Source organism: Terriglobia bacterium (assembly GCA_020073085.1).
In the GTDB taxonomy this organism is placed as follows: domain Bacteria; phylum Acidobacteriota; class Terriglobia; order JAIQFV01; family JAIQFV01; genus JAIQFV01.
The window spans coordinates 181,287-204,532 of sequence record JAIQFV010000008.1 but is presented as its reverse complement, the minus strand read 5'-3'; the positions used below and the strand labels follow the sequence as shown (position 1 = coordinate 204,532).

Below are 23,246 nucleotides of genomic sequence, written 5' to 3'. Positions count from 1 at the left end.
AGATTCTCTCGCAGCGGGGTATTTACACCCGCGCTCTGCCAATGGCATCACTTTCCTCGAACCGGATGGCACGCGAAATCTCAGCAAATGCTCGTGATTGGCGGAGGGACTCGTCTGGAGGGGGGAACGGAGAACCGTCAGGGTTGATTGGGAGGTTGGCCCAGAATTTCCTTTAAAATCTTGAGATTCGTCATCACCTGGGAAACTTCCTGGGCATTCGGGGTCTCTTTCAGAAAAACTTCCATCTGGTGATAGGCCGCTGCAAGTTGCGATTCCTTCATGTACACGTTGGCGAGTTGCAAACGGGAATAGCTGCTGAACTTATCATCGAGTTCCAGGGCCCTCTTCAAGCTCTTCTCGGCCTGATCGAGCCGATTCTGCTTGTAGAAAATATACCCCTGGAAATAATAGGCCCCCGCTCTCTGGGGCGCGAGCGTGATAACTTTGTCAAAGTGACCCAGGGCCGTGCCCAAGTCGTTCAGGTTGAGACAGTCCAGGCCGAGAAAGTATTGAACCTTGGCGGAGCCGGGGTTCAGCCTTGAAGCGGTTTGAAGGGCGGCCATCGACTCCGGGTACTTTCCGTCAGTAAACTCGAGGACCCCAAGATTTCGCTGTGCTGAATAAAAATCAGAAAAAATCGAAACCGCCAGCTTCAAATCCTCAATCGCTTCCGGATATTTCTTTTGTCGATCCAACTCCAGCGCCTTGCGATACAGTTTCAGCGCCTTGGGAGGGACCTTGCTGGAGAGGAGCGTCACCGAGACGGTGTCTCCCAAATCGTCATCGGCCTCGAGCCCCGGGGATTGGTTCTTGTCGTTTTTCCGAAGCGTCAATGCGACGTTTACATAGAAGGTTTGGGAACTCTGCCCGAAGACTTCCACTGGAACGTTGATATCCTCAAACCGGGTGTCTTTAATGACCACGTTGTAATTGCCCGCGGGGATACGTGAAAACTCAAACCCGTGGTCGGACCTGAGATAAGCCTGAGTGATGGGGGTGAAGTTCTTCTCAAGCCTCACCTCGAGAATTTCCGGGACGATGTTGGTATATTCGCTGTAGACTTTTCCGCGGATGGTATAGACGGGACTTTGACCGGAGCCTGAGCTTGACGACCCTCGATTTCCGACCGCCTGCGCTTCCGCGGTCAGGGGAACAAGCAACAAAAACAGAGCACCCATCGCCAGGCGAGCCTGAGCATGATTCAGTGTCATTCCAAGCACCCTTTCCCTTTAAGGACGCCGTCGAGAATAAGGGAAGATCGATAGGCTAATCCTTCGGGGGGTAAAAGTCCATACAAAAATCGAGCCCGACTCGAATGCAGAGGTTTCTTTTGAAAGGGGGAAGTTCATGGTGCGGCTGGAGAATGAAGTCAAGACTCGATGCGCGTGGGCCAATTCTGATGCCGTGTATATCGAGTATCATGACCGGGAGTGGGGCGTGCCGGAGCACGACGATGCAAAGCTGTTTGAGTTTCTGGTTCTGGAGGGCGCCCAGGCGGGATTGAGCTGGCTGACCATCCTCAAGAGACGCGCCAATTACTGCAGGGCGTTTGATCAATTTGATGCCGGGAAGATTGCAAGGTACGGCGCGAGGAAGGTGAAATCACTTCTCTCCGACAAGGGGATCATCCGGAACCGGCTCAAGATCCTGGCGTCGATCCAGAACGCGAAGGCGTTTTTGGCTGTTCAAAAGGAGTTTGAAAGCTTTGATGCTTACTTGTGGCAGTTCGTGGGGGATAAACCGATCCGGAACGCCTGGAAATCTTTGAGAGAAATTCCCGCGAAGACTGCAGAATCGGAGGCCATGAGCAAGGATCTTATCCGGAGGGGATTCAGGTTCGTGGGTCCAACCATCTGCTATGCTCACATGCAGGCCACGGGGATGGTGAATGATCATCTGATCGATTGCTTCCGTTACCGCGAGATCGGCGGAGTGAAGAAAGGCCCCACTGGCCGATAGATCGAGCACCCTCGGGATGGTCGCTGCTGTTCTTTCTAGCTTTCATTGATCCGAGGGGATCCGCCCCTCGGCTGCGGGTTCGCCGGCATTCTTTTCAGTTTCTGTTTCGGGTTAAGACCGCGAGGCCAAGGTTGGCCCCTGGTGCCGCACGATTCAGTTTTCTCTTGCCACACCGCCCCCGGTTTGATTGAATAGCCGTGCGAGGTTCACTTCGAGAATCTAGCCGGCCTCCGCCCCGCTATTCGAGAAAATGCCTTCATTGAGTTTCAAATTCCTCCTCAGGGTTGAGCAATTATGAAGACCTGCCTGTCATTTCTGGTTTGTTGTGCCCTCGGTTGCTTCGGTGTCAGTTCGCCATCCCATGCAGAGAATGCCCGTGTTCAGATCGAACTGGTGCGCTCCTACCCCGAGCTGCGCGTCGACAACAAGCCTTTCTTTGTCCACAGCGCCGCATTTTTTTACTCCCGATTACCGAGGGACCAGTGGGAGAAATCGCTTCGACGTCATGCCGAGCTGGGGATCAATACCATTGATCTCTATATTCAATGGAACTGGCACGAACCGGAAGAGGGACAACTTGACTTTGATGGGCATTCCAATCCTCGCAGGGATTTGAAGGGGCTGCTGCAATTGATCTCCAAGCTGGGGCTCAAGCTGATCGTTCGACCGGGGCCGGTGATTCTGAATGAATGGAAGAACGGGGGCTATCCTGACTGGCTGCTCCGGCGTCCCGAGTATAAAGAATCGCCGCAAGACATCCTGGAGGGACGTTATCCGAGCCTTTCCGGTCTTTCGACGACGCAGTCCGATGAGGCTTCACGGCAGTGGCTGGAAAATGAGACCCACCTTCGTTACACGCGGAAGTGGTTCTTTGACGTTATGAAAATTCTCACGCCGTACCTTTCTTCTCACCAGGGGAATATCCTGTTCTTCCAGTTGGACGATGATCAGGCGATCAATCGCACTAATTACAGCGGACCGAACTTCTGGCGGTACATGGACACGCTTCGGCAGGACCTCGCGGATGCCGCAGTCAACTCGGGGGGGCGCTCCGATGACATTATCCCGTTCATCAATCCCACGGATATGCGGGTGAGCGCGGCTGGATTTGGCGCCGGGCTCCCCCAACCGATTGCGGCTTTGGGGCAATGGTATATGTATCCGGGAGCCAATGCACTGTCGTTCGATGATTCGACGAATTTGCAGTTCTTCGTCGAGGAGTTGAAAACCCAGCCACGTTTCCCCCCCATGATCATCGAATTTCAGGCTGGCTGGTACGCTCCCGGTGATGATACTTCCGCCCGGCCCTCTGATCCCGAAAACACTCTGCTGGCTTCTCGCACTTTGTTTGCCAACGGGCTGCGAGGGTTGAATTATTTTCCTCTTCAGGACACGCTCTATCCGGCGGGCTACGAGGTTCCATGGACCAACCACTACTACGCCTGGGAGGCGGCCCTGGACATCAATTCCAATGCCCAGCCGCGGGGGATTCCGGTCAGACGGAATGGGCTCCTCATTCAGGGCATGGGTGATCTACTGGCGCAGACCCACAAACATGCCGATGTCGGGATTGTATATTCGCTTGGCGCCGTCCAGCCCCAGGAGAAACTGACTAAGGAGGAGATTCTCCGCATCTCGTCCGGGACGATGGCATTGCAACGGTACTGCATGCTGAATCAGGTCAGTAGCGAATATCTGGATCCCGAATACCAATCCACTGAACAACTGCGCCGCCACAAGCTGCTGCTGATGCCGGTGTTCACGTTCGATCCGGAGCGGGGTCTGGCGCTCAGCCCAACCGCTGAAAAGAGGCTGATCGAATTTGTGGAAGGGGGCGGAACCCTGGTCTTCTTTCCAAGGGCGCCTCAAAGTGGAAAGCTGGGGGACTGGTTCGCGGGCTTGAAGAGGACCCGGGTTCAAAATGACGAGAGCCGGCAGGTCTCCTTCCTGTCGAAGAGCGCGTCCCAGGTGGTCCCCCGGGGCGAGATTGAGCTGTACCAGGGTATGGGCCCCGTGGAGGAGTTCGAGCGGGAATTTCAAATTTTTGCACGCTACCCTGGCAATGATGGCGCCACCGCCGTGGGATTGGAGCGCAAGGTCGGATCGGGCCGGGTCATGGTTCTGGGGATGGATTTTTACAGTTGGACGGGGGAGAAAGCGAAAAAGAAGTCCCCCGGGGAGATGACGATGATAGGCCCCCAACCCAATCGTGAGCAGCCTTCAAAGAATGGTGGGCCTCCGATCGATCTCAATGCCGTTATGAATGAATTGATCGCCCGGGGTTCTGTGACCAGGGCCCTGGAGTGGTCCCTCCAGTCGGCTCCCGGTGAAGACCGGGATGTGACGGTTGAACTCGCCACCACACACGCATGCACCGGATCCGGGTTTATCAGCTTGGTAAACTTCTCCACCGTATCACCCCGTGACCTGAAGGTGTCCCTTCCTGCCTCTAATCCCTGCCTCAAACCCGTCGAGGTGCCGGAGGTCCACTTGTTGCCGAGAGATGCCCTGGTTCTTCCCCTCCATCTTCCGTTGAGACATTTTATAGCGGGTGAGACTCAGGATGAAATTGTCGCCGCCAACACCGAGCTGCTTTCCGTGGAAGGCGAGCCGCAGCATTTTCTACTGGGCCTCTATGCTCCGTCGAATGCGGTGATCATACTGAGGCTTTCGGATGCTGAAGAATGGAAGTTTGAGGTGCAGGGACAACCCCTCGCGACGAGTGTGGACGCCAGTCGCGGTTGGGTTCGTGTGCCAGTTCCGGCCAGCGGAGGCCCGATCCCTCTCCAGTTTATTGATGTCGAGAAGACCGGCAGAACAGGACCGTTTCCTGTTGCGGAACACAACAAAGACAATCGCGGGGCCACGAGCTCTCGCATGACTCACCCGCTCCAGGTCCCCGTGGACGACGAACTTCATGTCAACCTGCGCTCGGCATATCACCTCCCGGTCCGGGAAGGCCTTGATCTCCCGTTGGATCCCCCGATCCTCGTTCTGAATAGCTCAGCCCCTGCCAAATTATTGCTGGAAGTACAGAATCTGACGTCCCGCCCCGCAAGACTCACCGTCGAGATCCATGTCAACGGGTATCAGTTAAGGGCGTCTTTGAAGAAGATCAGCGTTGACCCGCGTTCCGTGGAAGAATATGAGTTCAACCTCTATCTCTTTCTTAAGGGCGTGATCAATCCCTCCACAAAATTTGCTGAGGGGAAGTTTGTGCTCAAGGGAGGCCAGAAGACAATTGAGAAGCCCTTCTACATGGTGACGATCGATCCGGGGACGGCCGTCGCTTATGCCACGGATCTGGATCGCGACGGATACCCGGAAGTGGTCCTTGAGAATTCCGAATTGAGATTGATTGAAACACCGGGCGCAGGGGCGCGCGCTTTCGTATTGTTTGATAAACGCACGCGGAAGAATATTTTTTCAAGTGTCGGGGCTCTGCGCGACAAGGTTTCATGCCGGAATGAGTTACCCTCGTCAAAGGCACCTCGCCAGATCCGAGGCTACTTCGGCCTTCACAATCGTTCGTACCGCTTTGAGATCCTGGCCTCCGGCGGGACGACGGCAATTGCCCGGTTTTACTACGACGCCCCGGATGTGACACCGGGGGGAGCGCTGATTCAGAAAACCATCACGCTTCACGGAAGCGACGGATATTTCGAGGTCGAATTTCAAGTGACGCCTCATGCTTCATCACTCAATCCACCCCAGTGCTTTGCTTCGGCAAATTCCGTGGACAAAGCGAACCTGGGCGGACCCGCAGCCCTGGTTTTGGACCTCGTCGGAGAGACCGCCCAATTGATTGACCGCACCGAGCGGATTCCGAAGGAATTTTCTGGAGAAATTGTCAATTATTTCAAGCCGTTCGACTCGGCGACCTCAACTTTCAGTTACAGAATCCGTTACCGTCTCCCTCAGTAACCCCGGATGGAAGGCGTCCTCTCAAAAATTATTTTTTTCACCCCCGGGGATCTTCGCACTGCATTGATAATAAATAGCTTATGGTGACATCTTATCGCTATATTCCGGCCATATCTGGGGTTTTTCACTCCAATTTTTTGACAAATCATGAAAACTGTAAATAATAGTCCCGAAAGTCTCGGGCTATTTGTGGTCCTAGAGGCGAATGATTAGGTCTCCAATTCGATCGTAGATTTGTGTCTGCGGAGTCATCGATCCCAACCCGTTTTCTTGCGCCACAAGATTGAAAGTTCTTAGAACACAGTCTGGTGCGGTCTGTTTCCTAAATCACTGCGATGAGCATTTTTGAAAAACTGCAGAGAGAGAACTGTGAACGGCTAATTTCCTTTCAGCACGAACCGAGCGGGATGCGCGGTTTTGTGGCGATCCATACCCTCAGGAAAGGCCGGGCGCTGGGTGGCATTCGTCTCTGGAACTATCCCAACGAAGATGCTGCCATGGACGACGCCCTGCGTCTGGCGGCAGCGATGACCCGAAAGGTGGTCATGGCAGATCTCCCGTGTGGAGGGGCCAAGTGCGTCGTGTGGAACCACGAGGGACTTAAGCGAAAGCTGGCTCTCGTTCATCTGGCCGAAATCATTGAATCCATGCACGGCACTTTTCTCGCGGCCAGAGACCTCGGCATTACGCCGATCGATCTCGCCGCCATGGCCAAGGAATCGGAGTTCGTCTTCAATGAGAAGAAGGCAGGTGACTTGAGTTATCTGACCGCCCTGGGACTGCTCGAAGCGATGCGCGCCACACTCAAGTTCACCACGGGCCGAGACTCGCTCGAAGGGCGGTCGGTGAGTATCCAGGGGGTAGGGGAAGTAGGCTCCGCCCTCACCCGGCTGCTGGCGAAAGAAAAGGCCAAGTTGATTATAACGGATTTGGATCGACGCCTGGCCCATTCGCTGGCGAAGAAGTATAAGGCCACGGTGGTCGAACCTGAGGAGATCTTCACGATTCGCAGTGATATCTTTGCGCCCTGCGCCCTCGGGGGAGTTCTAGACGAGGTCCATGTGAAACGACTCCGTGCCAAGGCGGTCGTCGGATCCGCCAACAACCAACTCGCCTCACCGGAGATGGGTCAGGAACTCGTCAATCGCGGAATTGTGTATGCCCCGGACTACATTGTCAATGCCGGGGCTATCATCCACGGCGCCCGATTTACATTGGAAGGGAAAAAAGATAACACCAAAGAGATTCGAAAAATTTACGACCGCACGCTTACCATCCTGGCCATGGCCAAGAGAAAGAACGTCCCGTCCAACGTCATTGCTGACGAGATTGTCGCCAAGAAATCGGGTTAAAGACCCGCCCAGCGAGCCCCCTGATCTGAATCATTCGAGCAGGAGCCTCGCCATCTTCCTTGGCGCCGGAATCAATTTCAGATTGCGGAATTCGGATTGACGAGGAGAAGTGTGGATTCAGGCATTCCTTCGAACAGTTGGATTAGGCGCCCTATTCAAGGTTCCCTGATCTCCACTGTTCCTGGATGTTCTGCTTTTCTTTTTTGCGAGAGGCTCTGGTTTTGCGGGGCAGGACCTGTGTCTGTGGCTTCCGGGGCCAGCTCCGGCGAGGTTTCTTGAGATCGGTCTTGTTAATCCGGATGATCTCTTTGACCGTCATGCCTTCACCACTCAGTTTTTGCTTGCGACTGAGCCCTGCAGCAGTTTCGTCGCGTTAAGCGCGAAATACCACCCCCGGACTGGGATTTGAGGTCTGGCCTGCAGTCATTGTTACCTATCACCTATTCCCTATAACCTACCACCTGGCACCCGGCACCTGACACCTGTTCCCTGTTCTCAATGCACCGCCACCACATCGATACGAACATCCTTCCGTCGAGATTTGATTTTGAATCGATTCAGATCCGCCGATGAAACCTTGGCATCACTGTTGAGGGTTGCCAGATAAGTATTGGTTTCGCGATCGTATATTTCCCGGGCGACCCGTCCAACATCTTCCAATCCATTCAGGCGGAATGCCCGCCCTCCGGTCTCCTCTGTCAGGCGAATCAGTTCCTTGTCCAGATACTTAAAATCAAATATGGTTTTCAGCGCCTTGATATGATTGATTGCATAGAATGCATAACCACGACTGACCAGAGTTCTCTGGACCTCGCCCCACAGGTTGGAGGGCGAGTCGTCCGTTCCATCGGAAAAAGCGACGAGCACCTTCCGGATTTCTTTCGACGTTCCAGACGTTTTTGAATCGAACTGTGAGAGGGAGGCCAGGATATCTTGTGACAGGGGGGCGATGCCTCCAAACTTGATTTGTTGAAGGGTACTGACGAGTTCGTCGGGAGATCTCTGGTAAGAACTCAGGAACTGCTGGCTCACGTTGATGGTGGCGATGGCCATTTCGAGTTGGGGCGGCTTGATATCGATGAAGGCCGTCACCAGATCCTTCATCAGGGTTCGGTTATTCATGGCGGTGTAGCTGGTATCGACCAGAAGAATCATCCGCGGAGGCCGTTTGGTTTCCCACTTGAGGGAATCCAAGGTGACCATACGCCCATCGACCCTCAATTCAATATCACTGGTGCTGAGGTCTTTGACAGTCTGATTCTCTTTATTGTAGGCGACAAGTTCGATGGTCGCGGGCGTCTGCGCCGGAGTAGTGTGAAACGAGCAAACGAGCAGCGCCAGGAATACGCCCCATCGCAAGGTTCTGATCATTGCTAGATCTTACACTTAAAATCCAAAAGTTTGAATCCGGCAAAATTTGTACCCTGAATTCGGAAACTTGGAAAAGGACGAGGAAGGAAATCAACGCCCTGCTTGCGGGCGTCCGGCTGGAGCTGGGATAACCGGTTCCTGATGTCGAATCCCACGGGACCCTATTCACTGACGACCCCGGGTCCGTCTGCTTCCGACGGACCCGTCCATCCAGCGCGCCTACTTTTTCTTTTGTTCGGCGAACATGATCACGTAACCGGCCGGATCGCGAAGAAGGATTTCCCGCGCGCCATAGAAGGTTTCGCGGGGTCCCATGAGCAGCTTCATCCCCTCGAGACACTTGAGCACCTCGTCCAGCGAGTCGACGTCGATGTATTGCACGACGGTGTGTTCGGCCGCATGCTCCAGGGTTGCCGGCGAGTCATCAGCGATGCTCTTCCGGGTCTGCATCATCACCTGGTTGCCGTCTTTTTCAAGCAGGATGAAACCCAACTCGTTGCCGTGCGGCACTTCGGCGGTTTTCTGATAGCCAAGCCGTTTCATCCAGAAATCGAGGCTGGGTTCAATGTGGTCGACAATCATAATCGGCGTTGAACGAACAATTTTCACGTGTATTCCCTCCTGGCAGTTTGCGTTGATGGGTTGGGCCGAGGCATTCCATGTGAGCAGGGCCATGAGAACGGCGAACAGGGCAAGACGAATTCCCAGTCGATTCACTTCTGTCCTCCTCCAGTTGATTTGACGGAGGGCAGTCTAAACGAGGGGGCAGCGATTGTATTGGAAAAATGGAACCTGGATTAAGAATCCGGATGAAAGGCGGCGGGGGTAAGGCCGGTGAATTCCCGGAAGTCGGCAATCATGTGGGGCTGGTCATAATAGCCCAGCTCCAAAGCGGCCGTGGCCCACTCCAACGACTTCGGCTGACGGGCGCGTTCGATGAGGTTCTTAAATCGAATCACGCGGGCAAAGAGTTTGGGGCGGATGCCCACATGCTCTTCAAACCTGCGAGCGAGGTGTTGGCGGCTGATGCCGACCGAGGCGCTGACCTCCTCAACAGGAATCGAACCCTGTGAACGGAGAATGAGATCGACGGCCGAATGAACCCGGAAGTCTTCGACGGCCCGGGGTCGCAAACGGCGCTGCAGCTCCCCCTCAAGCAAGGCAAGCCGGTCCTGAATGGAGGGGAGTTCGGCCAATCTTTCTTCGAGCCGCCGGGCCTCATTTCCCCACATATTCTCGAGCCCGGTATTCCGGTCGGTGACCTCGGCGGCGATCAAATCCAGAAAGGCGCGCGCTTTGCCGGGCTGGAACCGGACGCCGAGAAACTGAGTGCGATTGACGCGCTCGACGAGCAGGGAGCGTGTCATCGTCCCCACCACGTAGCTGCGTCCAGGATGCGCGCGGGGGCCAGAACCACTCCCCTCGATCCAGGGTTCTCCGAAATTGAACACGATGTCGATACACCCATCCGGAAGGACGCGATGGACGTCGGGTGCAGAGAAATGCGGACCGCCAGAGACCCGTGTCCAAAAGCATTGGACGTAAGGCCGCAGGGCCGCGCAGGGTCGATATTCGTGATAAAGGGGGACGACATTCGTCATGGGTCGAGCTATTATGCCCCAGGATAATGTTTTTCGCCAAGTCCCAAGCCCGGAGGGCCCGCTTAACCAGGGAGTCCGCGTTCTTTGCGGGCGGGCAGGGCGGCGGGGGTCACAGAAACCAGGGCCTCGCTTGACGGATTATTATCAATGGTATCTTCGAAACGGAATTCTGGGATAATAGGTCTTCCTCTATTCTTGGGGGCGAATGCTTCCTCCGTTTATGGCGCTCGAAGAAGACAAATGGCCCAGCCGCTCGGAAGGTGAAGCGGCATTCTCAGGGACTTGAGCAGAATTAGCAAGCGCGTGGCGTCGGGCGATACGCCAGACATTGGTCAGCCGCGAAAGTGCACTGCCGACCCTCCGCAAGAAGCCGCTTACGGGTGATTATTTGGAGGCGCACAAAATGAGATCTGGCGTCCTGCTTTTGTTGCTTCTCGGAAACACGCTCCCGTCATTTGTCGTTGCGCAAACTACCCCGACTGCAAAGCCACCAAACGTCCATACGCGACTCGCAACGCCGGGGAAGGGTGCGCATATCGTTAGGTTTTATGCCACCAGTGAGGATGAGAGTTCCAAATCCGACGCACCATCCGGTCCGGGACCGCTTCATATCATATACAGCGATGGAAGCCAAGTTGAGATCCCGAAGGAAAGAGGACGTTTCGGGGACCCCGAACACCCTCTGACGCAAGACAACTTTTCGAACATTCAGTTGGCCGATGATCGACAACACCTCGGCTGGCTTGCGGAATACATGATGTGTTCGCAGTCCTACCCCTGCCCTATGGAGCTCGTCGTATATCAGGCGGGACACAAGCTGACGTACCTCTTCTCCTCGTATGGCGTCATATGGAGCTGGACGTTTTTGAAGGGTGGTAAATGCCTTGCCATGCAGTACGGATTTCCTCATGGGGACGAGACGGGAGCATTCGCGCTGTACGATACCGACACGGGACGCGTCATCGCCCAATTCTCTTCGAAAACGAAGAAAGAGGCCCCACACTGGGTGCAGCAATTGCTAATGTCCAACAAGTGAGAAAGCTTGGGATCGCGCCTGGCCGTGGAAGTGATGGAAACGAGAATGCGGAGAGGCGGAGCGTGGGACATCTTTGATTGCTCGGAGGTGATCCATGAACGAGTGGATCAACGGACACCAGAGCTGGGTTCTGGCATTGCGATGGACCGCAAGGGCGTGGAGTGTTGTCAGCGTTGCCCTGGTATTGGCCTTCATTATCGGAGAAGGCTTCAACCCCTCCGGGTATAGCGAGTGGCTCGGGGTTCTGTTGTTCCCGATCGGGATCTCGGTGGGGATGATCCTGGCGTGGTGGAGGGAGGGCCTCGGGGGGGGCATAACGGTCGGAAGCCTGCTGGCGTTCTACATGGTTCACTGGACAACCGCGGGCGCGTTCCCAAAGGGCTGGGCATGGTTGGCGTTCGCAGCACCCGGATTCCTGTTTCTTCTGTTGTGGTATTGGTCTCGCAGGGCGAGGATCGGAGCTGTCTGACGGCCGGCTGGATCCGGCGGCAGCCACGCTGGGCCTGAACTGCTTTGGAACCCGTGCGGGGGGGCCCCGCGGGGGAGCCTCAGGCCCCGGGCGGATCCTCCTGAGGTTTGATGATGTGGAAACTAATGATCATTGTTGGCGCTGTACTGCTCGCGGGTTATCGCGTGTGGTCTCTGCGCAGACGCGGCGTTTCGATCGGGACGGCGCTGGGGTTTGGCCTGGATCGTCGTCCGTTCATCAATCTTGCCGTTGGCACCCTCATCAGCGCCGTGGCCATGTCGGCGATCTTCCTGCTCGAATGGAAGAGGGGGTTGCTGTCGGTGACGCGCGTCAGCCCGGTGACTGCGTTGGTCCACGATCTCTGGACCTTGAAGATCGATGCACTAGCCACCGAAAGGTGATTTGCTGGGGTTTGGGAGCGCACTACCCGAGCGTGCATCTCATTCGGAGAGAAGCAGATTCACCCGTACCATGCCAGCCGTTGGAAGACTGAACGAGGATCGGCACGATTCAGGGACGGTTCTCGGTTCGGCCAGCTTGGCAGGGATGACGACTTCTTCTGAATTGGTTTCTCCTCAAAGACCGGGACTTTTGGACATTGACAGGAATCCGATGGACGCGGCCGATGGCATCGTCCGCCACAAGTAAAGAAGTTCAGTTGCACGGTGCTCCTCTTTGTCGAGTGCGGGCGTAGGGCGGTAGCTAGACCGGTGTGCAGCCGACGGTGGCTGAGGCCTGACCGTTCATCTCGTCATTCAGGGCGGTATGGGATGTGGGTTCCGAGGCTCGACCGCGGGAAGCGCATCGGCGAAGAAGGTCGACTTCTGATGGCCGTGACAACGGCACGCTGACGAGAGTAAGAAGAGATGACTCCATCTGCGCGAGCGCCAGATTCCGCGAGGCGGAACATGTGGCGCGCCGCTGCTGAAACGTGATCATTGTCGGGAAAAGGTGAAGCACACATGAGTCAGGACGTTCGAGCAGGTGACATAGCGAAGAAGAAGGTGATTTACCGGATACCCGGCATGGACGCCGTGACCATTCGACGGGACGTGGTATATCGAGCCGCTGAGGCGGGCGTACTCACAATGGATATCTATTCTCCACCGGATGGGACAAATGCGGCCCGGACGCCGGCTGTCGTCTTTGTGTCCGGATATTCTGATCTGGGATTTCAGAAGATGCTGGGCTGCAAACTCAAAGAGATGGGATCGTACATCTCCTGGGCACAACTGGCGGCTGCCTCGGGGTTGGTGGCCATCACCTACACGACTAGAGAGCCCGTAGCAGATGCCCAGTCGTTGCTTCAATATATTCAGCAGAATGCCGCATCGTTGAGAATCAACGAAGACAGGATCGGCTTGTGGGCATGTTCTGGTAATGTTCCGATGGCACTGTCGCTTCTAATGCAGGATGCCGGGCACTCCCTGAAATGCGCCGTGTTGTGCTATGGGCTCACCCTCGACCTCGAAGGGTTTGCCGGCGTATCGGAGGCGGCCAGAAGATTTGGATTCGTCAACCCGTGCATGGGGAAATCAGTTGATGACCTTCCACACGATACGCCTCTGTTCCTGGTGAGAGCAGGCCAGGACGAATCTCCTCACCTGAACGAAACGATGGACCTTTTTTTGGCAAGGGCGTTGGTTCGCAATCTGCCCCTCACCTTCGTGAATCATCCCCAAGCTCCCCATGCCTTCGACTTGGTGGATGACAGCGAAACATCGCGCGAGATCATCAGACAAATACTGGCGTTTATGCGGTTCCATCTCCTGGCATGAATGGGATGCAGGGGCTCCAAGGAGCTTCCCGACCTCACGTTTCGGCTAACCCCCATCCGGCCTTGACCCACTCACACAGTTCAACGCGACTGCCAGTTTTTCGACCGCTTGAACGTAACAGTGACTTGAAGAGTGGGAATAACGAGGTTGCGGACGCACGAGCCAGGACCTCGGTATCCAGGAAGAGCGAAAACGGGGCCAGGATCTCTATATAAAAACCTCCATGGGGAGACAGTCATGGTGAATCTAAGTACGCTTATTGATCTCTACCAACACATGGAATGGGCAGATGCCGCGGTGTGGACATCGGTGTTCAAATCCGGAGGCGGGCCAGCGGACACAAAACTCAAAGAGTACTTTTATCACCTGCACATGGTTCAGAGGGCGTTCCTGCGCACATGGCGAGGTGAGCCCCGCGAGACTCCCTATCCAACGTTCGATGAGGTACAATCACTCATGTTCTGGGGACAGGGCTATTACAGCGAGGCTTTCGCCCATCTTGGAACTTTGAGCGACGATAAGATTTCAGAGCCGATGCCGGTCCCTTGGGCGACGATGGTCGAGCGGGTCCTTGGCCGCCCGGCGGAAACGACGACGATCGCGGAGACGATGCTGCAGGTCGCCCTGCACAGCCTTTATCACCGGGGACAAATCAACGCGCGCCTCCGGCAGATTGGAGGCGAACCACCCTTGGTGGACTACATCGCGTGGGTGTGGCTCGGTCGGCCGGCGGCGAATTGGCCCGACGTCCCTGCCGCAGAAGCACCGCAGTAGTGCATGCACTTGCGCCGGTTACCGGGCCGACGCTACCCATCGTGGGCCGGGATGCCCGTCGGCTGAGTCTTTGTGTCCGTAAGGCTTCGCTTCATGAGAAGGACATTCGAAATGGCGACCTTTTCTCAATCTTGGGTGCGCCCGTGGCGAACTTTGCTAGCTCTAATCGTTGCCTTCCTGCCTTTTTCAACCTGGTTCTACCAAGCGAAGGGGGGCGGCGTAACAGGCTGCCGGGCGAGTCGGTCGTTCTGACGGGTGACGCGTTCGTCAAACTGCAGCTTTCCCCCCCAAGAGGATCACCACCATGCCGCGATATATTGCATTCCTTGGAGCGGTTAATGTCGGCGGTCACACCGTCCAGATGGACCAACTGGGCCGACTCTTCGAGCGGGTCCAATCTTCGGAGGCACAGTGACCGTCGAAGACAACAAGCGGGTCGTCCGCCGGTTCATTGAGGAAGTCATCAACACCGGAAAGGTCGACGCCCTTGAAGATTTTGTCTCGTCCGCTTGCCGCGAATCGAACGACCCGACAGGCAAAGCGGTGGGGTTGGATTCGATGCGCGCTCACGTGCTCGGCGTGCGGCAGACCTACCCCGACCTGATTCTCACCGTGGAGCAACAAATTGCCGAGGGGGATTGGGTTGCGACGCGGATCACCGCCCGGGGAACGCATCGGGGAGTCTGGCTGGGGATAGCTCCGACCGGCAAGGCGGTGACGATCACCGGGGTCAACCTCGATCGGGTCATGAATGGACGCATCGTGGAGCATGGCGGTGCTGCCAATATGTTGGAGGCGTTACTCGCCATCGGGGCGGTCAAGATCGTGGGCAGCACTGCAGATGAGATCGCCTGACCGGCATGCAATCCTGACGACTCCGGCAACTCGCTTTACTTTCTGCTGAATTCTATCTCGGCTGACGGCACTGAATCATGACGTTCCATTTCATGCTCAAAGGAATGGCCATCGGGTTCTCTATCGCGGCGCCCGTGGGTCCGATTGGTGTGCTCTGCATCCGGCGCTCTTTGGCCGAAGGTCGTTTGATTGGGTTGGCCACGGGTTTGGGCGCAGCGACTGCCGACGCGGCCTACGGCGCAATTGCAGGTTTCGGTCTCACTGCAATTTCGAGCTTTCTTGTCGGCCAAAGGGTGTGGCTGGGGCTTTTGGGCGGCTTCTTCCTCTGCTACCTCGGCGTTCGTACTTTCACCAGTAAGCCGGAGGGACAGGCTGTGGAGGCTCGCGGGAGCGGGATAGTTTCAGCATACGGTTCCACGCTGTTCCTCACGCTCACCAACCCGATGACCATTCTGTCGTTCGTGGCCGTGTTTGCCGGTTTCGGGTTGGGAGCATCCCCCGATTACTTCGCTGCGGGGGCGTTGGTTGCCGGGGTGTTCATCGGGTCGGCTTTTTGGTGGCTGATGTTGAGCAGCGGTGTCGCCCTGTTTCAGACACGAGTCAGTTCCGGCTGGATGCAGATCGTGAATCGAGTATCAGGGGGTGTCATCTTCATTTTCGGGCTTTACTCACTTTCGACTGCGTTCTTCAAGTGAGACATGCGATGCTCCGGCATGGGTCGGAGCTGACCACAAACGCTGCCTCTCTGGAATTCGACCGGTTTGATTTCGGATATGCACCTTGTTGTGGTCGTCAATTGGGCGCGAACCCAGGTCGGGGTCGGAGCCCGTCGCTCCTGCCAGTTGATGTGCTGCTCGTGGTGGGGTGGCTTGCGGAGGCATGGCGAATGACTCGAGGGAGTTATTACATCCTGGCTGTGATGACGCGGGTGTTGACTGACGTACCTTTGCTGTTGATGTTCTGTTTCATCCATTTTGGAATGCGCGGTCATGGCGATGCAGGGGATGCCTTGTCGAACGCCGTTCTCTTTGCCGCCTTCGCCGGCATACATAGCCTTCTCGCCAGGGAGGGCCCCAAGAAGATCCTCTCACGGGTCGTGGGAGAGGCATTCATCCGGATCGCCTACGTTATTCTTAGTGGGGTAACGCTCGCCCTGCTGCTCCTCTTCTGGCGTCCTGTGACGGGAGAACTTTGGCATGCCAGGGGCCCGGTCTCCTGGTTTTTGACGGGGGTCTACTTCGCCTCAATCCTTGGACTGTTCTACGTCGCTTCATGCTTTGATTACCTTGAATTCCTGGGGTTACGGCAGATTGAGAGATCGATCGCCGGAAGACCCAAGAGCCCTCCAGCGTTGTCGGTGAAAGGGCCTTATGGTTACTGTCGACACCCGATGTACTTCGCCTTGCTCGCCGTTTTTTGGATCGGACCCGTGATGACCTTCGGACACCTGGAATTTGCATTTCTCGGAACTCTGTATCTCCTCATTGGGGTCAGGTTCGAAGAAGGAAACCTCCGCCGGGAGCTCGGAGCGGATTATGGCCTTTATTGCGCTCATGTGCCCATGCTGATACCCCGCTTGACAGCTTGGCAGGGGCCGCCAGCGGTCCCATGAAGAGGGGAAATGGTCCGCGACGGGCGACCGGAGGCTTGCCGTAACCATGGACGGCAAAACAGCATACCCTTACCCGACCCATCGAAGCTTCCAATATTCTTGATGAGTATTAGTCGCTGCATCTTCCATTGGGTCTCCATCAAACCCCGTTCCGAAAGTTACCACCACAAATATGGGGAAAAAACTCAAGGAGGTAGAAAATGGCATTGAGCGCATTTGACGACAAGTCCAAACTGCCCCAAGAGGATCAACTCAGGACAACACTCGGAAAGGCGTTTGTCCATTGGAATGAATTGAAGAAACGCATCGGAGCTCGATTTTCCCCGCTCTCAGTTGACTGGGGATTCTCGAGCAAGAAATCGGGATGGGGGCTCCGGCTCCGGCAAGAGATGAGAACTGTGCTCTACATGACACCCTGCAAGGGGTACTTCCTGGCCTCCTTCGCCCTGGGTGAAAGGGCCGTGGAGGCCTCGCATCACAATGATTTGCCTGTCTCTGTTCTGAAGGTCATTGACAGCGCAACGAAGTATGCGGAGGGCAGGGGAGTGCGGCTTAAAGTGAGAAGTGCGGAGGATGTTCGTAACATTGAAAAGCTTTCCGTCATCAAAATGGCGAATTGATGAGAAGTTCGACTGATAGCAGATCCCGGGCCGGGGGAATTCTAACCGTGCTTGAATCCGGTCCGTTTTGGGGGAGGGTAGAGAGCGCGCGGCGGTGTGCCGTGCCGGCCGTTGGGTAGTCGGGATGAATAAAGCGGGTCGAGCGAATCTTGTTCGGAACCCCGTCCAGGGCTATACTCTGGACGCGGCTTTCGTGAAAGGCTACGGCAACGCGGAGGGGCTGACGGGGAGTTGGGGGTAGGATGGGTTTGACAGCACTTCTTTGGATCATCGCTATACTTTTTCCGGTTTCAGAGATCAGCCTGGGATTCTGGAAGCGGGCCGACCGGGGCTCGACGCGGTCAGAAGACCGGGGCTCGCTGCGCCTTCTCTGGTTTGTCATCGGGGTATCGGTCGGCCTGGCCATCGTTTTCCAGTCGATCGGGATCGGGCGCCTTCATGGATCGCTGACGATTTACCGTGTATTGGCCCTGGTCCTTCTCCTCAGCGGACTGGCGATACGCTGGTCATCGATTGTCACTCTAGGCCGATTATTTACCGTCGATGTCGCCATACACCGTGATCATGCCCTGGTGGATCGTGGTCTCTACAAGTACATCCGGCACCCCTCATACGCGGGATTGCTCATGGCTTTCCTTGGTTTAGGAGTTTCCTTTGCAAACTGGCTTAGCCTAGGTACAATCGTTGTGCCCATCACACTCGCTGTTCTGAATCGCATCTCAAAGGAGGAAGACGCCCTTTGTCAGGCGCTGGGCGATTCATATGCAGCCTATTGCGCCAGGACAAAGCGTCTTCTTCCGGGTGTATTATAACGAGGACAACAGATTCTACCTTCGGCCAGGATATCCTCCCGGACTATTCAAAAGAGGGGCAGCATTTAAGTTGGTCGGCGGCTGGATGTTCGAAGGAAAGTAACAAATTGGACGTCCCTTGACCGTGGTAATCTGATTGGAAGGTTCAATGAAGTTGTATTGATTCCTGTTGCAGTAGATGGAAATAAGAGTCGCGCGCTCGAAATCCGCGAATGATTGAAAGGCGTCGTCATGATACAGAAGGCTGATATTGGAGCCATTGTTAAGGACGTCACGATTCAAGAGCTGGACACCGGCCGGAATCTGAAATTCGGCAAGGACAATAGTTTTCAGATGGAGATTCGAGATCGCGTCGAGGAATACTTCAGGAGCACGGGCCGGCGGCAACGCGATTGCCCACAGATGTACTTGAAGACGGCCATTCTGCTGGCAGGTTTCGCTGGCCTTTATATCCTGCTGGTGGTTGTGGCTCGGACGTGGTGGCAGGCTCTGCCGCTGGCATTCCTTCTCGGGTTATCCACGGCCGCCATCGGATTTAACGTTCAACACGATGGAGGGCATCAGGCCTATTCGAACTTTCCATGGGTCAACAAGGTCATGGCGATGACGTTAGACCTGGTTGGGGCCAGTTCCTATTTGTGGCACTGGAAACACGGGGTGTTCCATCATACCTATGTCAATATTACGGGAGAGGACCCCGACATCGACCTCGGCATCGTGGGTCGACAGACGCCTTATCAAAGGAGCTTCGGGTTTCATCGGTGGCAACACATTTATCTTTGGCCGCTCTACGGGTTCATGGCAATCAAATGGCATCTTTATGACGATTTCCGGGATGTCATTACCGGTCGAATCGGCGATCATCGGATTCCGCGGCCCCGGGGAAGGGATCTGGTGATCTTCCTCCTCGGGAAGATTACGTTTTTCACGTTGGTATTCGTCATTCCCGTTTTGTTCCACCCGATGTGGGTCGTACTGTTGTATTACGGAGCGACCTCGGTGCTTTTGGGGATAGTCCTGAGTGTAGTGTTCCAATTGGCGCATACCGTAGAGCAGGCTGAATTCCCTCTGCCCGGGGGAGGCACCGGGAGCATTGAGAATGCTTGGGCCGTCCATCAGGTTGAGACCACCGTCGATTTCAGCCGTCACAGCCGCATGGCGGCTTGGCTGCTTGGGGGGCTGAATTTTCAAATTGAACACCATTTGTTTCCCCGGATCTGCCATGTCAATTATCCCGCCATCTCCAGGCTGGTCGAGGAAACGTGTCACAAATTTGGGTTGAAATACAACGAAAACAAATCTTTTTGGGCGGGCGTGGCATCGCATTTTCGGTGGTTGCGTCAGGTGGGGATTGCACAGGATGGGACGACGAGATAAGAAATGGGCAGGATGACAATCATTTATCTTGTGAGCTGTTTTCTCCAATCCCCGGTACCTGAGCTTCCGGTATTCGGATTAGGTCGATGGGTGGAGTTCCTCAAACACCTGAAAGGATTTGGCGATGACAATTCCACAAGACACCAGCAAGTTTGCTGTGGGATGGTTCACGCTCTCCTTGATTAACGCGGGCCTGGCTGAGGGTAAAGGGAGAAGTCGTCTGGCATGGTGGATCGCCTCGTTGTTCTTTGGCCCGTTGGCAACTCTATTGATAGTTGTCCTGGACCCTGTTCCTCTCAGGCATCCCCCCGCCGCATAATGATTCAATCAGGTTGTTCCCGCGAGGTTTCGTTCACGGCGGGTGATCGCCCGGTGGGAGGGCTGTCCTCGGAATCGAGGCTAAACCCGGATCAGGACGTCGTGCGCTTCGGCGAGGTCTCGGGCGGCGGGGGTGACGATGGTTTTGCCGTGGATGGCGATCTTTTCGTTGGATTCAACTGCCCGCCTCACATCGGCCTCACTGACGAAATCGACGGGATGATGGTCAGTGGACGCTATCCGATGTGGCGGATCAAAAGTTTTTTTTTCTGGTGATGAGGTCTCCGCTGAGGGATTCGGGGTGGACGAAGGAGCAACGCCCCCCGAGGATGCCATCACCATAGCCCCCTTGCTGGCAAGAAATCGGTCGATGACGGAGGCGATAAGTTCCCGATCCGGATTTCCGACTACGGCCGTCGTCGGGGATGCCACGCTTCGGTGGGCGGCCGAGGCTTGATATTCCCTCAGCTCAAAGGCGACGCGCCGGATGTTGATCAAATGCATCGGAGAGATGTTGTCGGAGGTGATATTGCCGCCCGGCGCCCCGCAGCCGAGGGTCATGGAAGGGAACAATCCTGTCGTAGAACCGACGGCCCCGATGGAGGCCAGAGTATTCACCACCAACCGGAACACAGGTTTGCGCAAGGCGAATTCGCGGACGATGGATTCGTCATTGCAATGCAAAGCCAGCGTATGCCCCAAACCACCGAAATTCAGGACCTCGACGCAGCGCTCGCAGCCCTCACGCCAGTCTTTAACCACATAAAACGACAGCACGGGAGACAGCTTTTCAATTGAAAGCGGATACTTCTTCCCCACACCCGCAAGAGAAGCGATCAGCACGCGTGTCGTTGGGGGGACGTGGAAACCCGCCTGCTCAGCGATGTAAGGGGCGGGCTTACCGACAATCATCGGATTGGCTGTGAATTTCTCGGTGACGACAACGCGGGATACCTTCGCGATTTCATCGTCACTCAAGAAATAGGCGCCATTCCTTTTACACTCCTCGATGACCGCGTCCTTGATGGCTTCGTCGCAAATCAGTGACTGTTCCGAGGAGCAGAGTGTCCCGTAGTCAAAGGTCTTGCCATTAATGACATCCCGGACGGCCTTGGCGACATTGGCGGTTTGTTCGATGTAGGCCGGAACGTTGCCGGGCCCGACCCCGAAAGCAGGGCGGCCCGAACTGTAGGCCGCTTTAACCAAACCGTGACCTCCCGTGGCGAGGATGACGGCAGTGCGGCGATGGGACATCAACTCCTGGGTGGCTTCGAGGGTAGGGTTGGTCAGGCATCCTAAAATCCCATCGGGGGCGCCCGCCCCCCGGGCCGCCTCGCTGAGGATCCGCGTCGTTTCGAGGATACAGCGTTTCGCAGACGGATGAGGGCTGATGACGGCCGCATTCCGTGCCTTTACTGAGATCAGCGCCTTGAAAATCGTTGTCGACGTGGGGTTGGTGGAGGGGATAATGGCGGCGACGACCCCCAACGGAGAGGCCACCTCCCAGATCTTCTTTTCGCGATCTTGACGAAGGATCCCCACCGTTTTCATGTCTTTGATCGCTTCGTAGAGATTGATGCAGCAGAATTGGTTCTTGATCGTCTTATCGGGCACATTTCCAAATCCCGTTTCGTCGTGGGCCGCCTGGGCCAGAGATACCGAGGCCTCCTGGGCGGCACGGGCCATCGCCGCGACGATGGCATCCACCTTCTCCTGGGTGAATTCAGCAAGGATCTTCTGCGCCTCTACGGCACGTGCCATGAGGTCACGAACCTCCTGGATCGCCAACAAGTCTGCATCGCGAAGCAAAGTGGTCATGGGGTCAACTCGGGAATAACGTGGTCAGAGGAAATCGATCTGGATTACTTGGCCTTCTTCGGATTTGTCTCTTTGCCGCCAGACGGGATCAGTTTTTCCGCCTCCTCGTGAAGTCGAGGGATCACATGCACGCTGATCAGTTCGCCGATCCGCCGCGCGGCCGCTGCTCCGGCGTCCGTGGCCGCTTTCACCGCGCCCACATCGCCCCGCACGAAAACAGTCACGTATCCGGCCCCGATATATTGTTTGCCAACGAGGATGACGTTGGCACATTTGACCATGGCATCGGAGGCTTCAATCGCTCCGACCAGGCCTTTGGTTTCGATCATGCCGAGTGCATCCATAGGGGTGGCCATTCTTTCTGAGTGCGCGAGTGGATTCCGGACTGGCAGCAATTCTCAATGAATCAGCGATACGTTATCATCGCAGGAAATCGAACGTCAAGGAGAATGGAGACTGCAAGGTCGAGGGAGCGACATTCCCCGGGGAACCGGCGCGGGGTTTGCTTTGTTGACAGTCTTGAGCCTTTCTCCTAAGATTGGCGTAAATTCAGCGAGAGTGGGCTCATGGCATCTTTTGGCGAGCATCTTAAACAAATCCGTGAACTAAAGGGACTTTCGGTCGAGGATGTGTCCCACCTATCCAAGATTAACCCTCATTTCATCGAGGCCTTGGAGGCTGATAATTTCGAGACCCTCCCGGGAGGTGTGTTTAACCGGGGATTTATCAAGGCCTATGCCAGGTGTTGCGGCGCGGACGAGCGGGGATTGTTGTCTGAGTACGAAAACCTTTTGAAGCAGAAGCGGGGGCCTGATTTGCAGCTTCTCCCGGTCGATAAGCCTGCTCCCGCAGAAGGTTCGAGGTCGACCGGAAGATATGTCCCCGCGGCGATTGCTCTCGTGGTGATCGTGGTCGCGGCTACCCTTTTCTATCTTCGTTCCAACCGGGTGAAACCTCCTGAGAGGGCAGGGGCCGAGAATGCCAGTGTCCAACCCTCCCCGGCTGTTGTCCAGAATCCACCATCCTCTCAGGCATCCCCGTCGGAGAAATCGGCCGTGCCGGCAGTGCTTCCGCCCAATCCTGGCAGTGAACAAACCCCGGGTTCCGGGACATCTCCCGAAACCTCTTCGTCGTCCGCCTCTCCCACTGCTTCAAAGCCAGAGCCAGCAGCGTCGCAAGCCTCCCGGGGGCAGCCCGTCCCGGCGGTTGAGGAAAAGAAACAGCCATCGGCGTCCTCTCAACCGGCATCCACCGGTTCACCCGACAATAAGCCGGCAGAGGATATGGTCGTGAGCCGGGGGAAGGGTCCGATAACCATCCAAATCGTGGCGAAGGAGAATACCTGGCTGTCGGTTCGCCGGGATGGAACAGAAATCTACCGCAAAATCATGCTCTCCAAGGAAACGTTGCATTTCACTGCAAAAGAGAAGCTCGAAATTGTCTGCGGAAACGCCGGGGGCGTGACCCTTACGATGGACGGCAAGACCCTGCCACCGCTGGGACGTTCGGGCGAGGTGAAATCAGTTACATACGCGCGGCCTGCTCGTCCCTAGACAATCATCCCATGAGG

23 protein-coding genes are annotated in these 23,246 nt (G+C 55.9%); 17 read left to right on the top strand and 6 right to left on the bottom strand.

Features of this window, described 5'->3' with window-relative positions:
* Positions 1–137: 137 nt before the first annotated feature.
* A complete protein-coding gene (locus LAO21_10325; GenBank protein MBZ5553106.1) occupies positions 138–1,211 on the bottom strand; it encodes a tetratricopeptide repeat protein in 1,074 nt (357 codons plus the stop codon).
* A gap of 136 nt (positions 1,212–1,347) precedes the next feature.
* On the opposite strand from LAO21_10325, the gene LAO21_10320 reads away from it, so the two are divergent.
* The 3 genes from LAO21_10320 to LAO21_10310 all read left to right on the top strand — a co-directional run bounded on the left by LAO21_10320 (position 1,348) and on the right by LAO21_10310 (position 7,235).
* The gene (locus tag LAO21_10320) at positions 1,348–1,959 is read left to right on the top strand and encodes a DNA-3-methyladenine glycosylase I (GenBank protein ID MBZ5553105.1); all 612 of its coding nucleotides are present in this window, start codon (positions 1,348–1,350) and stop codon (positions 1,957–1,959) included.
* A 294-nt stretch (positions 1,960–2,253) separates the two neighbouring features.
* Positions 2,254–5,883, top strand: a complete 3,630-nt coding sequence (locus LAO21_10315; protein ID MBZ5553104.1) for a beta-galactosidase — start codon at positions 2,254–2,256, stop codon at positions 5,881–5,883.
* A gap of 335 nt (positions 5,884–6,218) precedes the next feature.
* A complete protein-coding gene (locus tag LAO21_10310) occupies positions 6,219–7,235 on the top strand; it encodes a hypothetical protein (protein MBZ5553103.1) in 1,017 nt (338 codons plus the stop codon).
* Positions 7,236–7,730: 495 nt separating this feature from the next.
* Here LAO21_10310 and LAO21_10305 read toward each other — a convergent pair whose 3' ends face one another.
* The 3 genes from LAO21_10305 to LAO21_10295 form a co-directional block, all read right to left on the bottom strand.
* Positions 7,731–8,606 (bottom strand): VWA domain-containing protein, encoded by an 876-nt coding sequence (locus LAO21_10305; GenBank protein MBZ5553102.1) that lies wholly within the window; start codon positions 8,604–8,606, stop codon positions 7,731–7,733.
* A gap of 219 nt (positions 8,607–8,825) precedes the next feature.
* The gene (locus tag LAO21_10300) at positions 8,826–9,323 is read right to left on the bottom strand and encodes a VOC family protein (GenBank protein ID MBZ5553101.1); all 498 of its coding nucleotides are present in this window, start codon (positions 9,321–9,323) and stop codon (positions 8,826–8,828) included.
* 80 nt (positions 9,324–9,403) lie between these two features.
* Positions 9,404–10,207 carry a helix-turn-helix domain-containing protein gene (locus LAO21_10295; GenBank protein MBZ5553100.1) on the bottom strand — a complete coding sequence of 268 codons (804 nt, stop codon included), beginning with the start codon at positions 10,205–10,207 and terminating at the stop codon, positions 9,404–9,406.
* A gap of 403 nt (positions 10,208–10,610) precedes the next feature.
* Between LAO21_10295 and LAO21_10290 the strand changes: the two genes are divergently transcribed.
* The 13 genes from LAO21_10290 to LAO21_10230 all read left to right on the top strand — a co-directional run bounded on the left by LAO21_10290 (position 10,611) and on the right by LAO21_10230 (position 19,859).
* Positions 10,611–11,243 (top strand): hypothetical protein, encoded by a 633-nt coding sequence (locus tag LAO21_10290; protein MBZ5553099.1) that lies wholly within the window; start codon positions 10,611–10,613, stop codon positions 11,241–11,243.
* A 94-nt stretch (positions 11,244–11,337) separates the two neighbouring features.
* Positions 11,338–11,712, top strand: a complete 375-nt coding sequence (locus tag LAO21_10285; GenBank protein ID MBZ5553098.1) for a hypothetical protein — start codon at positions 11,338–11,340, stop codon at positions 11,710–11,712.
* 125 nt (positions 11,713–11,837) lie between these two features.
* On the top strand, positions 11,838–12,113 hold the full coding sequence (locus tag LAO21_10280) for a hypothetical protein (GenBank protein MBZ5553097.1): 276 nt from the start codon (positions 11,838–11,840) through the stop codon (positions 12,111–12,113).
* A gap of 561 nt (positions 12,114–12,674) precedes the next feature.
* Positions 12,675–13,490, top strand: a complete 816-nt coding sequence (locus LAO21_10275; protein MBZ5553096.1) for an alpha/beta hydrolase — start codon at positions 12,675–12,677, stop codon at positions 13,488–13,490.
* 237 nt (positions 13,491–13,727) lie between these two features.
* On the top strand, positions 13,728–14,264 hold the full coding sequence (locus LAO21_10270) for a hypothetical protein (protein MBZ5553095.1): 537 nt from the start codon (positions 13,728–13,730) through the stop codon (positions 14,262–14,264).
* 304 nt (positions 14,265–14,568) lie between these two features.
* Positions 14,569–14,679, top strand: a complete 111-nt coding sequence (locus LAO21_10265; GenBank protein MBZ5553094.1) for a DUF1697 domain-containing protein — start codon at positions 14,569–14,571, stop codon at positions 14,677–14,679.
* On the top strand, positions 14,676–15,119 hold the full coding sequence (locus tag LAO21_10260; protein MBZ5553093.1) for an ester cyclase: 444 nt from the start codon (positions 14,676–14,678) through the stop codon (positions 15,117–15,119). The genes LAO21_10265 and LAO21_10260 overlap by 4 nt, the downstream gene beginning before the upstream one ends.
* A 77-nt stretch (positions 15,120–15,196) precedes the next feature.
* Positions 15,197–15,814, top strand: coding sequence for a LysE family transporter (locus LAO21_10255; GenBank protein MBZ5553092.1), 618 nt, complete (start codon positions 15,197–15,199; stop codon positions 15,812–15,814).
* Positions 15,815–16,005: 191 nt separating this feature from the next.
* Entirely contained in the window at positions 16,006–16,731 is a 726-nt protein-coding gene (locus tag LAO21_10250; GenBank protein MBZ5553091.1) for an isoprenylcysteine carboxylmethyltransferase family protein, read from the top strand.
* Positions 16,732–16,931: 200 nt separating this feature from the next.
* Entirely contained in the window at positions 16,932–17,351 is a 420-nt protein-coding gene (locus LAO21_10245) for a DUF3788 domain-containing protein (GenBank protein MBZ5553090.1), read from the top strand.
* A gap of 242 nt (positions 17,352–17,593) precedes the next feature.
* On the top strand, positions 17,594–18,163 hold the full coding sequence (locus LAO21_10240; GenBank protein MBZ5553089.1) for an isoprenylcysteine carboxylmethyltransferase family protein: 570 nt from the start codon (positions 17,594–17,596) through the stop codon (positions 18,161–18,163).
* Positions 18,164–18,394: 231 nt separating this feature from the next.
* Entirely contained in the window at positions 18,395–19,540 is a 1,146-nt protein-coding gene (locus tag LAO21_10235) for an acyl-CoA desaturase (GenBank protein MBZ5553088.1), read from the top strand.
* A gap of 124 nt (positions 19,541–19,664) precedes the next feature.
* Positions 19,665–19,859 carry a hypothetical protein gene (locus LAO21_10230; GenBank protein MBZ5553087.1) on the top strand — a complete coding sequence of 65 codons (195 nt, stop codon included), beginning with the start codon at positions 19,665–19,667 and terminating at the stop codon, positions 19,857–19,859.
* An 80-nt stretch (positions 19,860–19,939) separates the two neighbouring features.
* Here the strand turns inward: LAO21_10230 and LAO21_10225 are convergent, their stop codons facing one another.
* Both LAO21_10225 and LAO21_10220 read right to left on the bottom strand, forming a co-directional pair.
* Entirely contained in the window at positions 19,940–21,667 is a 1,728-nt protein-coding gene (locus LAO21_10225; GenBank protein ID MBZ5553086.1) for an acetaldehyde dehydrogenase (acetylating), read from the bottom strand.
* 53 nt (positions 21,668–21,720) lie between these two features.
* Positions 21,721–22,020, bottom strand: a complete 300-nt coding sequence (locus LAO21_10220; protein ID MBZ5553085.1) for a BMC domain-containing protein — start codon at positions 22,018–22,020, stop codon at positions 21,721–21,723.
* A 222-nt stretch (positions 22,021–22,242) separates the two neighbouring features.
* Between LAO21_10220 and LAO21_10215 the strand changes: the two genes are divergently transcribed.
* Positions 22,243–23,229: a DUF4115 domain-containing protein gene (locus LAO21_10215; protein ID MBZ5553084.1), complete on the top strand. Its 987-nt coding sequence runs from the start codon at positions 22,243–22,245 to the stop codon at positions 23,227–23,229.
* Positions 23,230–23,246 lie beyond the last annotated feature (17 nt).

What these genes read in the sequence shown, in the direction of transcription:
- LAO21_10325 (MBZ5553106.1), bottom strand. Translation starts at nt 1,211, where the DNA reads ATGACACTGAATCATGCTCAGGCTCGCCTGGCGATGGGTGCTCTGTTT.
- LAO21_10320 (MBZ5553105.1), top strand. Translation starts at nt 1,348, where the DNA reads ATGGTGCGGCTGGAGAATGAAGTCAAGACTCGATGCGCGTGGGCCAAT.
- LAO21_10315 (MBZ5553104.1), top strand. Translation starts at nt 2,254, where the DNA reads ATGAAGACCTGCCTGTCATTTCTGGTTTGTTGTGCCCTCGGTTGCTTC.
- LAO21_10310 (MBZ5553103.1), top strand. Translation starts at nt 6,219, where the DNA reads ATGAGCATTTTTGAAAAACTGCAGAGAGAGAACTGTGAACGGCTAATT.
- LAO21_10305 (MBZ5553102.1), bottom strand. Translation starts at nt 8,606, where the DNA reads ATGATCAGAACCTTGCGATGGGGCGTATTCCTGGCGCTGCTCGTTTGC.
- LAO21_10295 (MBZ5553100.1), bottom strand. Translation starts at nt 10,207, where the DNA reads ATGACGAATGTCGTCCCCCTTTATCACGAATATCGACCCTGCGCGGCC.
- LAO21_10290 (MBZ5553099.1), top strand. Translation starts at nt 10,611, where the DNA reads ATGAGATCTGGCGTCCTGCTTTTGTTGCTTCTCGGAAACACGCTCCCG.
- LAO21_10285 (MBZ5553098.1), top strand. Translation starts at nt 11,338, where the DNA reads ATGAACGAGTGGATCAACGGACACCAGAGCTGGGTTCTGGCATTGCGA.
- LAO21_10280 (MBZ5553097.1), top strand. Translation starts at nt 11,838, where the DNA reads ATGATCATTGTTGGCGCTGTACTGCTCGCGGGTTATCGCGTGTGGTCT.
- LAO21_10275 (MBZ5553096.1), top strand. Translation starts at nt 12,675, where the DNA reads ATGAGTCAGGACGTTCGAGCAGGTGACATAGCGAAGAAGAAGGTGATT.
- LAO21_10270 (MBZ5553095.1), top strand. Translation starts at nt 13,728, where the DNA reads ATGGTGAATCTAAGTACGCTTATTGATCTCTACCAACACATGGAATGG.
- LAO21_10265 (MBZ5553094.1), top strand. Translation starts at nt 14,569, where the DNA reads ATGCCGCGATATATTGCATTCCTTGGAGCGGTTAATGTCGGCGGTCAC.
- LAO21_10255 (MBZ5553092.1), top strand. Translation starts at nt 15,197, where the DNA reads ATGACGTTCCATTTCATGCTCAAAGGAATGGCCATCGGGTTCTCTATC.
- LAO21_10250 (MBZ5553091.1), top strand. Translation starts at nt 16,006, where the DNA reads ATGACTCGAGGGAGTTATTACATCCTGGCTGTGATGACGCGGGTGTTG.
- LAO21_10245 (MBZ5553090.1), top strand. Translation starts at nt 16,932, where the DNA reads ATGGCATTGAGCGCATTTGACGACAAGTCCAAACTGCCCCAAGAGGAT.
- LAO21_10240 (MBZ5553089.1), top strand. Translation starts at nt 17,594, where the DNA reads ATGGGTTTGACAGCACTTCTTTGGATCATCGCTATACTTTTTCCGGTT.
- LAO21_10235 (MBZ5553088.1), top strand. Translation starts at nt 18,395, where the DNA reads ATGATACAGAAGGCTGATATTGGAGCCATTGTTAAGGACGTCACGATT.
- LAO21_10230 (MBZ5553087.1), top strand. Translation starts at nt 19,665, where the DNA reads ATGACAATTCCACAAGACACCAGCAAGTTTGCTGTGGGATGGTTCACG.
- LAO21_10220 (MBZ5553085.1), bottom strand. Translation starts at nt 22,020, where the DNA reads ATGGATGCACTCGGCATGATCGAAACCAAAGGCCTGGTCGGAGCGATT.
- LAO21_10215 (MBZ5553084.1), top strand. Translation starts at nt 22,243, where the DNA reads ATGGCATCTTTTGGCGAGCATCTTAAACAAATCCGTGAACTAAAGGGA.